Consider the following 15,218-nt stretch of genomic DNA (forward strand, 5'->3'; position numbering starts at 1 on the left):
CACCGAGAGGCAATCGAACACGACGGACGACCGGCGACGGGCGTCTCTGGTTCCTGTACTGCTATGCGAGGAAGAGATCGCCTGCGCACGCTCGGTGCCGGTTCGTCGATTGAACGCGCACGCTCATGCCGGACACCTTGGTCACGTCCAGTCTGCAACTGAGGTCTGTCGCGCACCGATGCAGCCGACGCCGGTGAGTGTCGGACGCAGCCCAGATTATGACTACCCACACAGCCGTTACCGAATGTGATGGGGCGCACAAAACTGCACCAAATCTGTGTGCGGGCAGCACGGTGATATGCCGCCGGCACCCTCTTAGCGTCTAAGTAACAACTTCAATCCTGCCGACGCGAAATGCGACGACATGTGTGGACGCAGGGCCGGGAGGCGGCCAGGACCTTTCGGAGACGAAAGATTTCCTCATTCGACATGCCAGCAACGCTACCGCTGCAAAAGCAGCGCACAGAACGCTTCACGGGTAGCTCACCGTCCGGCAACAGCCCGGACGCCCGCGTGACCGGTTCGTTCGCGAAAGAAAACAGAGAAGGGGACCTCCAGATGTCGAACCGACACCTGCTTGTCATAGGCAATGGCTGCGGTGGTACCGAAGCGGCATTTGCCGCACGCACCTCCGGATGGCAGGGACCGATCACCCTGCTGGGTGACGAGAGGTTTCAGCCATACCATCGACCACCCCTCTCGAAGACATACCTCAAGGGTGAAATCACCGCAGAATCATTGCACCTGCGTGGCGACGTGGCATATGAGCGCAGTGCGATCACCCTGCACGCAGGTCATCGCGCTCAGGCGATCGACCGCAAGCATCGCAAGGTCGCAATGTCCGACGGTACCGAGATCGGCTACGACGAACTGATTCTTGCAACGGGAGGCCGACCGCGGACGCTACCGGTCGCAGACGCGCTTCCCCAGAAGCTCTCGAATCTCCACTATCTCCGCACAAGGACTGATGCAGACGCGCTTCGAGATGAACTTCGCCCCCAACGGAGCGTCGTTATCATCGGCGCCGGATACATCGGCTTGGAGGTGGCCGCGGCCGCCGTCCGGATCGGCATGACCGTCACCGTGCTGGAGGCTGCGTCCCGAGTACTTGCTCGCGTTACTGCACAGCCGATCTCCGAATATTACGAAGCCGTTCACCGTGAGGCGGGGGTCAATATCCTTACCAACTGCATGGTAGAAGGGCTGGAGACTCGAGGAGACGGCCGCATCGAAACAGTTCGCTGCTCGGATGGCACACGACTCGCCGCCGATCTGGTCGTCGTTGGTATCGGGCTGATACCGAACAGCGAATTGGCCGCAGCAGCAGGCCTCGAGGTCGATAACGGCATCGTGGTCGACGACGACCTTCGCACAGCCGATCCCCACATCATGGCTGTAGGAGATTGTGTTCGCCAGTACAGCCATTTGTACGACCGCTTTGTCCGTGTCGAGTCGGTCCCCAACGCACTCGAACAGGCGCGCAACGCCGCTGCCGTACTGTGCGACAAGCCGACACGCCCGACTGGCGCTCCATGGTTCTGGTCCGATCAGTACGACCTCAGTCTGAAGATGGTCGGCCTGTCGGAAGGGTACGACCGCTTGGTGTTACGCGGAAGGCCCGAAGACCGTTCCTTCAGCGCCTTCTACGTAGTGGGTGACCGAGTGCTTGCGGTGGACACAATCAACCGACCTGCCGATTTCAACGTCTCAAAGAGACTCATCTCGGAGCGAATTCCTGTGACCGCGGACCTGCTCGCAGCGAGTGACGTTTCGCTCCGGGATCTCGTCACTTCGACACAACCGTCAATTGCAAGTTCCACAGCCAGAACCTAGGAGGTTTACCCACCATGCCAAAAGCAACCTTCATCTCCCCTGACGGGAATTACGACGAACTGAGCGTCGCGTCCGGAACCACTCTCATGCAAGCGGCAGTCGGGCACGGCATCCGTTCGATCGTGGGTGACTGCGGTGGCAGCGGCGCCTGCGCAACCTGCCACGTCTACGTGGAACAGACGTTCCTCGACAAGCTCACTCCCATGGATTCCAACGAGCAAGAGATGCTCGAATGCGCCTCCTCCCCCGTGCAGGACAACAGCCGATTGAGCTGCCAGATCGCGATGCACGACCACCTCGACGGAATCACCGTCGAAGTCGCCCCGACCCAGTGGTAGTTGACCTACCAGACGCAAACCAGACAGTACTGATCAGCGGCACCTAGTGCCGCACACGTCGACAGACAGACGAAGGAGCTCACATGAGAATGCAGGACAAGGTCGCACTCATCTCGGGTGGCGCACGAGGTATGGGCGCTTCCCACGCTCGTATGATCGTCGCCGAGGGCGGGAACGTCGTCATCGGCGACATTCTTGATGACGAGGGCGAAAGTCTGGCAAAGGAACTGGGATCGGACAAGGCGGTCTACACGCGACTCGACGTTACCGATTACGCCGATTGGCAGAACGCTGTCGACCTGTCTGTGAGGACATTCGGCAAGCTGAACGTCCTTGTGAACAACGCCGGCATCGTCAATATGGGGTCGCTGACCGACTATTCCATCAAGGAATGGGACGACATCATTGCCGTGAATCAGACCGGACCGTTCCTGGGCATCAAAGCCGCCACGCCGACGCTGATTTCGTCTGCGCCGTCGTCCATCATCAATATATCGTCGACCGCCGGCTTCCAAGGCATCGCCGAACTTCACGGCTACACGGCCTCCAAGTTCGCCGTGCGTGGTCTGACCAAATCGGTCGCGCTCGAATTGGCCCAGCACGGCGTTCGGTCGAACTCCGTCCATCCCGGGACCGTGTCGACGCCGATGAACGCCGACTTGGATGTGGCGGACTTCAACCCGATGAAACGCATGGGCAACGTCGAGGAGGTTTCACAACTGATCATCTACCTCGCCAGCAACGAATCGAGCTTCGTTACTGGAGCCGAATTCCTCATCGATGGAGGGGAACTGGCGGGCATGGGGCCGCTCAGCTCGAAATAGCACCACCCGAAGGTGGACAGCAACAGAGACCGAACAATCCCACATCACCAACAAGCTATAGCGGAAGTGAGCGAATAATGGGAACAGCACCTGAAACGATCGTCCCAACCCCCGCAAGTAACTTGCCGGCGAATGTTCCGTCGGAACGGGTGGTTGATTTCGACATGTTCAACCCGCCCCACATCGACCAAGGCGCCCAGGAGGCATGGAAGCACCTGCAGGATCCCGGCACGCGCGATCTCGTGTGGACTCCCCACAACGGTGGGCACTGGATTGCAACGCGCGGCTCACTGATCCAGCAAATGTTCACGGACTTCGAGCACTTTTCGAGCGAATGCCCCTTCCTGCCCCGCGAGGCGGGCGAACAATACAGTTTCATTCCCACATCGATGGATCCGCCCGAGCAGCGACCGTATCGGCGCATTCTCAACGCGAGCGTCGGACCCCATACCATCGACCGCATCGGCGACGACATCAGGGAGACCGCACGGGCACTGATTGGGGACATCCGCACCACCGGCAGTTGCGACTTCACCAAGGAGTACGCGGAGGTCTTCCCGATCAAGATCTTTCTCATGATCGTGGACCTTCCGCTGAGCGATGCCCCGAAGCTGAAGTACATCGGGGATCAAATGACCAGGCCTGACGGCTCGATGAGTATGAGCGAGGCAATCGATCTCTTCTTCGAGTACCTGTCACCCTTCATCGACGCTCGTACGGAGAATCCGGGCGATGACGCGATCAGCACCGTCGTGCAAAGCCAGGTCAACGGTCGACCGATCACCAAGGACGAGGCACTGAAAATCTGCGGCCTTCTTCTGCTGGCAGGGCTGGACACCGTGGTGAACTTCTTGAGCTTCACGATGCACTTCCTGGCCACGCATCCTGAGGAGCGGCGCGCCCTTGTCGCTGATCCCCAGCTGATACCGACCGCCACCGAGGAGTTGTTGCGGCGCTTCGGATTGGTATCCGATGCCCGCCTGATCAAGAAGGACATCACCATCGACGGAGTGGATCTGAAAGCGGGTGACATGGTGGCGTTGCCGACCATGCTCTACGGTCTCGACGACCGCAAGAACAAGTGCCCGATGGATGTCGACTTCGGCCGGGAAGAGATCGACCACATTACCTTCGGCCACGGCGTACACCACTGTGCGGGCGCTCATTTGGCGCGTGTCGAGATTCAAACGACCTTGGAGGAGTGGTTGGGGCAGATTCCCGAGTTCGAGGTTGCCGACCCATCGCGAGTGGGCTTCCAGTCAGGAATCGTGAGCTCCATGACATCGGTTCCATTGCAGTGGACTACTGATTAATCGGCGACACGCCGCGGTCGGCATTCGGGCCGATCAACGCCTCTGACGAACGAGGGCAGTGCACCGTAGGTGGCATCCGTAGCGAATGCCGCCGAAGGGAGTGTCCTCACGGCTATCAAGGGTCTCCCCATATTCGCCGTGAGGCCACTCCCTCGCCGCGGGCGCGTCGTTCCGCATGTGTCTGCCCGTCGCCATGACTCGACATCGAACCGCTCGATCACCGAGGAGAATCCCACTCGATGCGCACATCTACGTTGACGTTGACAAGTCGAGGCGCAGCTGCGATTCTGGTCACAGGGGAAACGCCGCCTCTCGAGAACGTGACCGAGGCAGGACTCCGACGTCCGTTCGCCCCCAAGATTGGAGATGCACGCATGAGTAATTCGGTGACCCGAGTCCAGCAAGCTCTATCCGACCTCGCCGCTGGCCGGACCGTTGCGCTCGCGGGCAGTGCGGGCGGCGATCCCGATGGCTACCTGCTCCTGGCAGCGGAGAAGGCGTCTCCTGCCGCGCTCGCATCGATGGTCCGCCATAGCTCCGGTTTCGTCTGTGCGGCCGTCACTCGGCGTGTCTGCGAACGTCTCGGGTTGCCACCGATGGTGGGGACGATCCCGGACCAGGCCAGCGACTGGTACACCGTCTCGGTGGATGCGATCGCCGGGGTGGGTACGGGGATTTCTGCCGCCGACCGGGCACGCACCCTCGCAATGCTCGCCGACCCCGACAGCGCGACTGGCGACTTCACCCGCCCCGGCCATGTCGTACCGGCCCGGGCGCGCGAGAACGGAGTACTCGAGACCCGCGGTCCAGCGGAAGTCGTAACGGACCTCGCTCGTGCGGCCGGTCTACGCCCGGTCGGGGCCTTTGCTGCGCTCGTCTCGGAGAAAGATCCCACCCGCATCGCGAACGAGGACGAAACCCGTGATTTTGCCCAGGCACAACAATTGACATGGTTGTCTGCGGACGACGTTGTCATCTATCGCCGGGTATCCGAACTGCACGTCCGATGCACCTTCACCATCACTCGGGAAAGCCCTTACGGCGAGCTGCTCACCTCCGGATTTCGGAGTGAGGTGACCGGCACCGACTACATCGCCTACCGAATCGGTCGACCCCAGAGTGCGGACGCGCCATGGATCCACGTTCACCGCGAATCAGACTTCGCACCGCATGCCGACTCCACAGACCCTGACCGTCAGGCAATGTTCGCGCGGATAGCCGCACATGGTGACGGTGTAGTACTGATCGAACGCAACACGAACGACCTCGATTCGTACACCCTCACCTCAGAGCAGCAGGACCGCAGACGCATTGACCGGAATGCGGACATCGCACAGGTAATCCGAGAGCTCGGGATTTCGTCATTGCAGCTGCTGGACCCGCCGGCCGATCTTCGCGGGACCCTGGAGATCATGGGAATCGAGGCGTCGGTACTGTCCCACGCTGATGCGGGTTCGACCGTGAAGGCACGGACCTGCACCACGACAAGCACCGCACACACCGTCGCCGGGCTGGTGCGACATGGTGACCAGCGGGGTCGTGAACTGGGTTTCCCCACCGCGAATCTCGAACTCGACACCGAAGCCGGGAGTCCCTCTTCCGAGGCTCACCTGGTGGATGGCGTGTGGGCAGGTCACTGCGCGCTTCCCGATGGCAGGTCGATCCCCGCCGCAGTCTCGATCGGTCGACGTTCGACATTCTACGGCCGTGTGGGGACGCGATTGCTGGAGGCACATCTACTCGATTTCGATGAGAATCTTTATGACCTCGAAGTCACCGTGCATCTCGAACACTGGATTCGCGGCCAAGCCACTTTCGCCTCGAAAGAAGACCTCATTGCCGCGCTCGAGGACGATGTTCGGCGCACTAAGGAGCTTCTGTCCGACACGTATCCCACCGCCGGATAACTGAGCGCATCCCTGACGGAGACCCAAGAACCGATCAGCGACAGACCTCGTAGTTACGGTCAGCGCACTCCCCTGTGCGGTGGCGCATGGGATGCGATCAGGAGGACCTCCAGTATCGCGATGCGGCCGGCGCCGAGTTCGATCGCATTGCGCAGGTGCAGCTTCATGCCGGGAAGGAAACGGTGGGTCGGCGTTGCATCCACCGCCAGGGCGATAAGTTCCTTGGTGACGGCGCGCACGTTTTTCGTCTTCCATGGGAGACCGCAATACTCGCAGAATGCAGCGAATCCTTCGGGAGAGATCCGTATCAGCGCAGCAAGGAAACCGGGTAGCTCATCCTCTAGGCGCTGACGGTAGGGGTCGCTTCCTACGTATCGCTCCCAGAGGTGACGCTGGTCGGCATCGAGCGCTGAATCCGCCTGCTCGTTGTGCCGTTCCGAGGTGAGAGCGTGGAGGTGTTCGGCGGTTGCGAAGAGGGTGTGCACTCCGAGCCCCGACACCAGCATGAGTACCTCGTGGACTTGGTCCGCGGTCGCTCCCAGGTCGAGCGCCTCCTGCATGTAGCGTTCGGCACCCACGATGTCCAGAGTGGTGACGGACGCGCGGACCGCGAGTTCGACTAGCGCGCGGGTCAGCGGGTCCAACGGTTCCCCGTCGCCGACGTCGTTGAGGTACACGTCGGCGACGGCGCGCAGGTGATCGAGCGAAACTTCATCGCGGATGGACGGTACCGACGGCCGCGCAGAGTCGGGCGGACCCTCGGACTCGGTCACCGCGGGACAGCTTCCGTGTGCAGCAATCGGACGATAACGGCGGCTTCATCGGGACTACGGCGAGTACCGCACACCACGGAACCACCGACGGACGTGATCCGTTCCCCGTGCTCGGTATTCGTCATGTCGGCCTCGCTCATGAGTCGGTACAGCGGCTTCCCGAGTGAGGCCGCAGAACTCGTGTTTTTCCGCCTTCCGACGCTATGCGATCGCGAACATCGTGTCAATCAACGTTGAAGTAGATTTACATCAACGTTGATGGATTTCCCGCCTTCCGCCGCGTACCATCCCCTACGTGGCCAGAACACCAGTGACGAGAAGCAGCGGAATGAGCCGGCGCCGCCGTAGCGCGCAGAACGACAGCAGCCCCAGCTACCAGGCGAAACGCCGTGAACTCCTCCAGACGGCAGCTGATGTGTTCCAGGAAAAGGGCTACGACGCCGCCACGTTGAACGACATTGCGGAGCGTTTCGGAACCGATCGGGCGTCGATCTACTACTACTTCGCCAGCAAGAAGGAATTGTTCCAGGCCCTATTTCAGGACGTTGTGATCGGCGTTCTCGACGATAACGTTTCTGCTGGAACAGAGATCGCGGAGATCGACGCCGACGCCCCTGAGAAGCTCCGTCGACTCGTCGAATTACTGATGCTCTCGTACGAGAACAACTATCCCTATATCTACCTCTATATCCAGGAGGACATGGCGAAGCTCGAGTTCCAGTCGACTCCTTGGGCCAAGGACATGCTCCGTAAGACGAAGCGTTTCGAGGCAATCGTCGCCGGCGTCCTCGAGCAGGGGGTGGCAGAGGGAACCTTCCGTGAAGATGTTCCTACTGCGCTGATGGCGAAAGCGTTGTTCGGGATGATCAACTGGACCCATCGGTGGCTCAAGCCTGGCTCGCACAGGGTTGACGCAAGACAGACCATTGACGCGTTCTGCGCGCTGTTCTTCCAGGGCGCACTGGCCAAGCCTGCTTAAATCCGTCCAGCCTTTCGCTGTTCCCGAGCGTGTGGGGTGCCGTGAGCACGCGACCTACATCGCGGCCCGCGGCACGTCCACAACTGTTCCTCGTCTACCGGCCGGTCCACTGCGGCTTTCGCTTCTCGGCGAACGCCGCTCGCCCCTCGAGCCGGTCGGCACTGGCCGCATACGCTTCGATGGGTTCGTAGCGGGTCGCCAACGCGATGTCCAGGGGCCAGTCCAATCGGGAGAGCACGGCATCCTTGGCCGCCTGCACGGCGAGCGGGGATGCGGCCGCAATACGCTCTGCCCACTGGTCGGCGGCCTTACCGAGTTGCTCGGGTGCGACGACTTCGTTGACGAGTCCGTACCGTTCGGCGTCGACGGCAGTGATGCGGTCCCCGGTGAGAATCATCGCCATGGCGATGTGATGCGGGAGTTGCCGAATCGCGCGGTGCATGATGCCTGCCTCGCCGATGATTCCGACCTTCGTTTCCGGGATACCGAACTGGGCGTTGTCCGCCGCCACAATGATATCCGCGCACATCGCCAGCTCGAATCCGCCACCGACGGCGTACCCCTGGACGGCGGCAACGAGCGGTTTGCGCAGCTTCAGCAACGGACCTCCGACGCCGGTGAGTCCACCGCCGAGGGCCATCCTGCGACCGTCGCCTTCCGTGCTGCCGCTCACGTCGGCGCCGGCACAGAACGCCTTCTCCCCGGAAGCCGACAGGACGGCCACCCACAGGTCCGGGTCGGCGTTGATTTCGGTCCACGCCTCGTACAACGCCTGGTCCATCTCGGCATTGATCGAGTTCAACGCCTTCGGGCGATCGAGTGTGACGCGTGCGATGTGGCCATCGCGGGTGAACGTGACTCCGCTGCTCATGAGGTTGCCTTTCCGGATGGTACTGACGAAGTGGAGAGAGGGGCATCGACCGGCGCACGGTACGAGGCAATGGCCGCTTTCAGGCCGACCTCGGCAATGAAGGCACGAACCTGCGCCACCGAGGGCGATAGATGTAAAAGCGCGTCCATTTCTGCGCCACCCTGTGCGGCAGTGCGTACGCCCATGGCCTCCATAGCGCGGTTGACCGACAGTTTCTTGATGCGCAAGAGGTCGGAGGGAACCCGGGCTATTTGGGCGGCGAGGCGTTCGACAGTCTCGACGACTGTGTCTGCCGGAACGGCTCGGTTGGCCCACCCCCATTCGACCGCGGTGTCACCGTCGATCGAGTTGCCGGCGATGAACGCGAGTTCCTTCGCCCGCTTGGGTCCGACCAGCGGCGCCCACAGCGGGGCTATGTATCCCCCACCGAGCGGCACAGCCGGTTCACCGATGCGCGCATCATGCGCCACGATCGTGAGATCGGTGAATACACACATCTGCGTAGCGCCCGCGATGCAGTAACCGTGGACCGCCGCGATCACCGGTTTAGGGTGATCCCAGATCGCGAGGTAGCGATTGACGTTGCGCGCGAGCCGTTCTCGATCCGACACCGGGTCCTTGGTGGTGGTATATTCGCCGACCTGGTCGATGTCGTAGCCGGCGGAGAAGCCCTTTCCTTCGCCGCGGATCCCGACGACGGGACCGCCGGTGGTGGCGAGACGCTCGAGGGCGTCGCTGAACTCTTCGAGGAGCGCATTCGACAGGGCATTCGCTTTGTCCGGGCGGTCAAGGACGATCCAGCTGATCGGCCCGCGGTGCTCGACACGCAAGTACTGGTACTCGGTGTCTACTGTGGCGGTAGTGGTCGGCGTGGTCATGCCGAGGCACGTCCGATCGGGATCTGCTTCTTGACGTGGAAGTCGACGACGCCCGCCGCGCGCAGTTCACGGCGGGTGAAACGCCAGCCGTGCTCGTCGTCGCGCACCAGAACATCGTGGTACTGGCCGAAGAAGTGGCCGTCCGGCTTGCCTTCCTTGGTGTACTGATGCCACGCATACAGCACCGAACGGACGGTCGCAGTGCGCATTTCCTCGTCGAAGTCGACAACGACGTTGGAGACATGATGACTGGTGGCGGTGAAGAAGGTGCCGATTCCGTCGAGGGTCTTTCGATAGGCGTCGCGTCCCTCGGCGCCGAAGTCGGGTCCATACGCGACGTAGCAGTCCGACGTGAACAGGGCCGCGAGATCGTCGGGCTGGTTCATATCGAGGTAGTACGCGTAGTCGTACAACACTCGTTCGACTTTCTGGGCCTCGACGAGTTCGGTCAGTTCTCGACTCGACAGTGCACTGGTAGTCATGATCTTCCTCCGATGTGATGTGGCGATGTGCTGAGTGCGGATTCCTCGGTGCCAGGCGTGTACTGGCGGTGAAGCTGCGCTGAGGCGCCTCTGGACGAGAAACTACCAACAAGCTACACCGATTTTCAACGCTTGTGTAGACGCACTTGCTGCCGATGCATCGCCCATCCCGTGTCCCAGGATCAATATCTGAGCACTTCACGAGGCTTCCGGTGTCACGCACACGCTCCATCTGCTATCAACATGCTTGTAGAAGTTTGTCAACATCAGAGTTGACATGACACGTAGGTCGATGCGACGATCGTCCTCAGAGCGACGCACGTCACATACCCGACCGAGACGGAGACTTCATGCAGTTCCACCTCGAGCAGACCGGGGTGATCCGAAAGCGCTCGGAGCTCGAGGACGGGCATGGCAGCACAGCGGCCGACCCCTACCCGCGATACCAGACTCGACGCAAGCACACATACCGATCAGGCCTTTGGGTCCTGAGCCGAGAAGGACAACCCGATGACACTCACCGACACCAACACAGTGATCGACCCGGGACATTTCCGGACTGTGCTCGGCCACTTCCCGACCGGCGTCGTGGCGATCACCTCCACTGATTCCGCGGGAGGTCCAGTCGGCATGGCCGTCGGCTCCTTCACATCGGTATCGCTGGATCCCGCGCTGGTCGCGTTCCTCCCCGACAAAAATTCCAGCACCTTCCCGAAGATCCGGGAATCCGGTCGCTTCTGCGTCAACGTGCTCGGCGCCGGCCAACAGGACGTCTGCCGAAGTCTGGCAATGAAGGGATCAGACAAGTTTGCGTCGATCTCCTGGACGCCGACCAATCGCGACAATCCGCGTATCCACGACTGCATCGCCTGGATCGACTGCACAATCGAAACAATCCACGACGCCGGTGACCATTTTTTGGTGATCGGTCGGGTTACATCGCTCGAGGTCGATGATGCCGCCTCACCGCTCATCTTCTTCCAAGGTGGCTACGGCTGCTTCTCGTCGACCTCCCTTACCGCGCCCGGTGAGGCTGACCTGCTGCGCCCCCTGAGCATCGTCGATCAGGCACGTTCGGAAATGGACGCGGTCGCCCGCGAACTGGGAGTCGAATGCTGCGCCTCGGTCGCGATTCGGGATCAGCTGGTCCTGGTCGGCAGCAGCATGGCGAGCACTCTGCCGACGTCACCACACACCCGCCTCGGGCAGCGAATGCCCTTCGTACCCCCACTCGCCCTCCCACTGATGGCATGGTCCGAGGGACGCGAACGCGACAAGTGGATCGGACGCGGCGGCGAGGCTCTCGATCGTGCCTTGCTTGCGCAGGCGGTATCCCGTGTCCGCGACCGCGGCTGGTCACTCGTGCTTCGCAGCGACGCACAAGTGCGGTTCGAAGGGGCCGTTGCGCGTCTGCCGCTTACCGGTGCCACCGGCGATCTGGCGTCTGACGTCACCGAGGCCGCCCGCGCCCTCAGCTTGGAGGGATACGAACCCGCCGAAATCGACCCTGCTGCCACCTATGACGTCCGGATCATCAGCGCTCCGGTATTTGGCAAAGACGCCCAACCGGTGCTGCTGCTGAGCCTGTACCAACTCCCCCGCCAACTGTCCGGCGCGACGGTCGAACAGTATCGGAATCGATTGATGACGGCGGCCGACAGGGTCACCGCGAAGCTGGGCGGATGCACGCCCACCGTGACCTGACCATCCCCGAGGACGGGACGGTTCCGGCCGACCCAGTTGACAACGAAGGGAAAGCGATTGCCGGGCTTACTCATCGCCAACCGCGGCGAAGTCGCTTTGAGAGTTATCCGCACCGCCCGCAGAGCCGGACTTCGCACCGTCGCGGTTCACAGCGTCGACGACTCCGAAGCAACCCACGTCCGAGCGGCCGACGAGGTGCGTCCGCTGTCGAGTTGCGGCTCGGCTGCCTACCTCGACATCGATCAAATGGTCAACGCAGCCATCACGTCTGGTTGCACCATGCTCCATCCGGGATACGGATTCGCGAGCGAAAATCCGGAACTGGCAGACGCCTGTGCACGCGCAGGTATCACTTTCGTGGGACCCGACGCCGAGACCCTCCGGCTCTTCGGTGACAAGTCGGCGACGAGGGCTCTGGCCGAAGAGATCGGAGTTCCTGTCCTTCCTGCAACAAACGGTGCAACGGGTCTTCCGGAAGCGCTGGCCTTCATGGAAGCGCACTCGGGCGGCCCGGTCATGGTGAAGGCTCTCGCTGGGGGCGGCGGCCGCGGAATGCGGGTCGTGACAGACTCCGCCGACATCGGGCAAGCGCTCATTCGTTGTGGATCCGAGGCGCTGCGTGGTTTCGGGCAATCAGAAGTCTATGTCGAGCGCTATCTTCCCCGGGCGCGGCACATCGAAGTTCAGGTGCTCGGCGACGGTGTCGGCGACCCGATACACCTCTGGGACCGCGACTGTACGATTCAGCGCCGCCATCAGAAGCTCATTGAGATCGCGCCTGCTTCGGATTTGCCGGACGCGACGCGGTCGGCTCTTCTACGCTCCGCACTCGATCTCGCGCGGGCCACACACTTCCGAGGTGTCTGCACATTCGAATTCCTTGTCGATGCCGACTCCCCCGACTTCTACTACTTCATCGAAGGAAATCCACGGCTGCAGGTCGAGCACGGTGTCACCGAAGAAATCACGGGCGTGGACCTGGTCGCAGCCCAGATTGCCATAGCGGAGGGGGTGTCGTTGAAGGACCAGGGCCTTTCCCAGGAGGCCATCGGAAACCCCCGCGGGATCGCTGTCGAAGCGCGAGTCACCCTCGAGCCCGCGGTCGCCCCCACACAGAAGATCACGCGATTCGACCTCCCGGCCGGATCCGGCATTCGGGTGGAAAGCCACGGCTACGCCGGTATGCAGGCAACCAATGACTACGATCCGCTCCTGGCCAAGATCATCGTTCACCGACTGGGCGCGACCTTGGCGCAGGTTCTCGCTCACCTCGAGACCCAGCTACGTCATATCGTCATCGAGGGGGTGCCCACCAACTTGCCGCTGCTGCGGTCGGTGCTGGCCGACCCTGCGATTCCGGGCGGTGCGATGACGACGAGCTTCGTCGACGACTACCTGCTCAGATCTTCGCGCGTACCGGTGCCGGCGGAAGACAGCCAGGCGACCGACCTATTCGCACCGTCGGCCGGAACGGTGGTTTCGATCGCCGGCGAATCCGGGCAGTGGGTAGAGCGAGGGGAACCGGTTGCGATTCTCGAGGCCATGAAAATGGAGCACGAGATAATCGCCCCGGCCGCCGGACGGCTGGAGAAGGTGACCGTGCAGGTCGGCGACTTTGTCGCCGAGGGAGCCCGGGTCGCAACGCTTGCGGCTGTCGCCTTCGACGACCAGCCCCCGGCCACCACAATCGCCACTCGAGGACTGCCCGATTTGGACGACCTCCGTTCCGATGTCGCCGAAATCAGAGATCGCCACGAGGCCGGTCGGGACGCCGCCCGCCCAGAAGCCAGCGCAAAAAGGCACCTGGCCGGGAAACGGACCGCCCGCGAGAACCTCGCGGACCTTTTCGACCCGAGCTCCTTTCGTGAATACGGCCCGCTTGTCATCGCGGCGCAACGTCGAAGGCGGACGCTGGACGACCTCGAAGCCAATACACCCGCCGACGGCCTCGTCGCCGGATTCGGCCGGGTGAGCGCGGCCGAATCCGACGCACAGAACACCCAGGTCGCCGCCCTCGCGTACGACTACACCGTGCTGGCGGGAACCCAGGGACTGCAGAACCACAAAAAGGCCGAGCGGATGTTCGAACTCGCCCGGCGACGGGGCACCCCGGTGGTCATCTTCGCCGAAGGGGGCGGCGGCCGTCCCGGGGACACCGACAACCAGGCCAAGGCAACCGGGATGGACTTGGCGACGTTCGTCGCGTTGGGTCGGCTCAACGGACACGTTCCGACGGTGGGCATTGCGGCCGGCCGTTGTTTCGCGGGCAACGCGGCACTGCTCGGTGCCTGTGACGTCATCATCGCAACGGGCGACGCGAACATCGGGATGGGTGGACCGGCCATGATCGAGGGAGGTGGGCTGGGGGCGTTCGCGCCGGAGGCGATCGGTCCCGCCCCGGTCCAGGCGGCCAATGGGGTCGTCGACATTCTCGTCGATGACGAGGTTGCGGCCGTGGCCGCGACCAAGAAATACCTCGGCTACTTCCAGGGCTCTGCCCGTCAGTGGTCCTGCGCCGATCAACGTCGACTGCGCAACGCCGTACCCGAGCGACGATCGCGGGTGTTCGATATTCATGCGCTCATCCACACCCTGACCGATGAGGAGTCGGTACTCGAGCTTCGAAAGGAATTCGGGCGAGGAATGGTCACGTGCCTGGCTCGGGTGGAGGGTCGACCGGTGGGCATCGTCGCGAACGACGGACGTCACCGCGGCGGCGCGATCGACAGCGACGGGGCCGACAAGATGGCGCGCTTCCTTCGGCTCTGCGATACCTATGCACTGCCGATTGTGTCCCTCTGCGACACCCCCGGATTCATGGTAGGCCCCGAAGCAGAAGAGACGGCTAAGGTGCGGCACGTCAGCCGGCTGCTTGTCACCGGGCCCAATCTGGCTGTTCCTTTGTGCGCGATTGTAATCCGCAAATCGTACGGACTCGGAGGGCAGGCCATGGCCGGTGGAAACTTTCGAGTCCCGGACGCGATGCTCGCCTGGCCGACTGGAGAGCTCGGCGCTATGGGGCCCGAAGGGGCAGTGCGGCTCGGGTTCCGCCGAGAACTCGACGCCATCGACGACCCGCACGAACGCGAGCAGACATTCCAGACTCTATTGGCCGACTACGAGGCCCAGGGGCGTGCCACGAACGCAGCATCGGTGTTCGAGATCGACGATGTCATCGATCCGGCCGACACCAGAGCGTGGATCGTCGAGACCTTCGACCGCGCAAAGAGCAAACCCGTTGAGCGGGTTCGGTGGCATCTCGATACATGGTGATACAGCAGCGGAAGCGCCCGCCCCCCGCGGGAGACGGGCGCCC

At 62.4% G+C, this 15,218-nt stretch carries 12 protein-coding genes; 8 read left to right on the forward strand and 4 right to left on the reverse strand.

Annotated features, from left to right (window positions below; genetic code table 11):
• Nucleotides 1–366: 366 nt before the first annotated feature.
• The 5 genes from L1080_RS16805 (at nt 367) to L1080_RS16825 (ending at nt 6,215) form a co-directional block, all read left to right on the forward strand.
• Complete coding sequence (locus L1080_RS16805; RefSeq protein WP_250776195.1) at nt 367–1,833, forward strand: NAD(P)/FAD-dependent oxidoreductase; 1,467 nt, start codon at nt 367–369, stop codon at nt 1,831–1,833.
• 14 nt (nt 1,834–1,847) lie between these two features.
• Entirely contained in the window at nt 1,848–2,171 is a 324-nt protein-coding gene (locus L1080_RS16810; protein WP_250776197.1) for a 2Fe-2S iron-sulfur cluster-binding protein, read from the forward strand.
• An 83-nt stretch (nt 2,172–2,254) separates the two neighbouring features.
• Complete coding sequence (locus tag L1080_RS16815) at nt 2,255–2,995, forward strand: SDR family oxidoreductase (RefSeq protein WP_250776199.1); 741 nt, start codon at nt 2,255–2,257, stop codon at nt 2,993–2,995.
• A gap of 149 nt (nt 2,996–3,144) precedes the next feature.
• Nucleotides 3,145–4,308, forward strand: coding sequence for a cytochrome P450 (locus L1080_RS16820; protein WP_317765416.1), 1,164 nt, complete (start codon nt 3,145–3,147; stop codon nt 4,306–4,308).
• Nucleotides 4,309–4,682: 374 nt separating this feature from the next.
• Nucleotides 4,683–6,215, forward strand: coding sequence for a 3,4-dihydroxy-2-butanone-4-phosphate synthase (locus tag L1080_RS16825; RefSeq protein WP_250776203.1), 1,533 nt, complete (start codon nt 4,683–4,685; stop codon nt 6,213–6,215).
• 59 nt (nt 6,216–6,274) lie between these two features.
• Here the strand turns inward: L1080_RS16825 and L1080_RS16830 are convergent, their stop codons facing one another.
• Nucleotides 6,275–6,988, reverse strand: coding sequence for a carboxymuconolactone decarboxylase family protein (locus L1080_RS16830; protein ID WP_250776205.1), 714 nt, complete (start codon nt 6,986–6,988; stop codon nt 6,275–6,277).
• A gap of 295 nt (nt 6,989–7,283) precedes the next feature.
• Here L1080_RS16830 and L1080_RS16835 point away from each other — a divergent pair, with 295 nt between their 5' ends.
• Nucleotides 7,284–7,967, forward strand: coding sequence for a TetR/AcrR family transcriptional regulator (locus L1080_RS16835; protein WP_244373524.1), 684 nt, complete (start codon nt 7,284–7,286; stop codon nt 7,965–7,967).
• Between the two features lie 94 nt (nt 7,968–8,061).
• Here L1080_RS16835 and L1080_RS16840 read toward each other — a convergent pair whose 3' ends face one another.
• From L1080_RS16840 to L1080_RS16850, 3 genes are read right to left on the reverse strand one after another with little or no spacing between them, the layout of a single operon-like run.
• Nucleotides 8,062–8,838, reverse strand: a complete 777-nt coding sequence (locus tag L1080_RS16840) for an enoyl-CoA hydratase-related protein (RefSeq protein WP_250776207.1) — start codon at nt 8,836–8,838, stop codon at nt 8,062–8,064.
• Complete coding sequence (locus tag L1080_RS16845; RefSeq protein WP_250776209.1) at nt 8,835–9,716, reverse strand: enoyl-CoA hydratase-related protein; 882 nt, start codon at nt 9,714–9,716, stop codon at nt 8,835–8,837. The genes L1080_RS16840 and L1080_RS16845 overlap by 4 nt, the downstream gene beginning before the upstream one ends.
• Nucleotides 9,713–10,198, reverse strand: coding sequence for a nuclear transport factor 2 family protein (locus L1080_RS16850; RefSeq protein WP_213573008.1), 486 nt, complete (start codon nt 10,196–10,198; stop codon nt 9,713–9,715). The genes L1080_RS16845 and L1080_RS16850 overlap by 4 nt, the downstream gene beginning before the upstream one ends.
• Nucleotides 10,199–10,708: 510 nt before the next feature.
• On the opposite strand from L1080_RS16850, the gene L1080_RS16855 reads away from it, so the two are divergent.
• Nucleotides 10,709–11,902, forward strand: a complete 1,194-nt coding sequence (locus L1080_RS16855) for a flavin reductase (RefSeq protein WP_250776211.1) — start codon at nt 10,709–10,711, stop codon at nt 11,900–11,902.
• Between the two features lie 57 nt (nt 11,903–11,959).
• Nucleotides 11,960–15,175 carry a carboxyl transferase domain-containing protein gene (locus tag L1080_RS16860; RefSeq protein ID WP_250776213.1) on the forward strand — a complete coding sequence of 1,072 codons (3,216 nt, stop codon included), beginning with the start codon at nt 11,960–11,962 and terminating at the stop codon, nt 15,173–15,175.
• Nucleotides 15,176–15,218: the final 43 nt, after the last annotated feature.

It is taken from the genome of Rhodococcus sp. MSC1_016 (assembly GCF_023667485.2).
Lineage (GTDB): Bacteria > Actinomycetota > Actinomycetes > Mycobacteriales > Mycobacteriaceae > Rhodococcus_F > Rhodococcus_F oxybenzonivorans.

Excerpts from the sequence above, each read along its gene's own strand:
- L1080_RS16810 (WP_250776197.1), top strand. The coding sequence starts at position 1,848 with ATGCCAAAAGCAACCTTCATCTCCCCTGACGGGAATTACGACGAACTG.
- L1080_RS16815 (WP_250776199.1), top strand. The coding sequence starts at position 2,255 with ATGAGAATGCAGGACAAGGTCGCACTCATCTCGGGTGGCGCACGAGGT.
- L1080_RS16825 (WP_250776203.1), top strand. The coding sequence starts at position 4,683 with ATGAGTAATTCGGTGACCCGAGTCCAGCAAGCTCTATCCGACCTCGCC.
- L1080_RS16840 (WP_250776207.1), bottom strand. The coding sequence starts at position 8,838 with ATGAGCAGCGGAGTCACGTTCACCCGCGATGGCCACATCGCACGCGTC.
- L1080_RS16845 (WP_250776209.1), bottom strand. The coding sequence starts at position 9,716 with ATGACCACGCCGACCACTACCGCCACAGTAGACACCGAGTACCAGTAC.
- L1080_RS16850 (WP_213573008.1), bottom strand. The coding sequence starts at position 10,198 with ATGACTACCAGTGCACTGTCGAGTCGAGAACTGACCGAACTCGTCGAG.
- L1080_RS16855 (WP_250776211.1), top strand. The coding sequence starts at position 10,709 with ATGACACTCACCGACACCAACACAGTGATCGACCCGGGACATTTCCGG.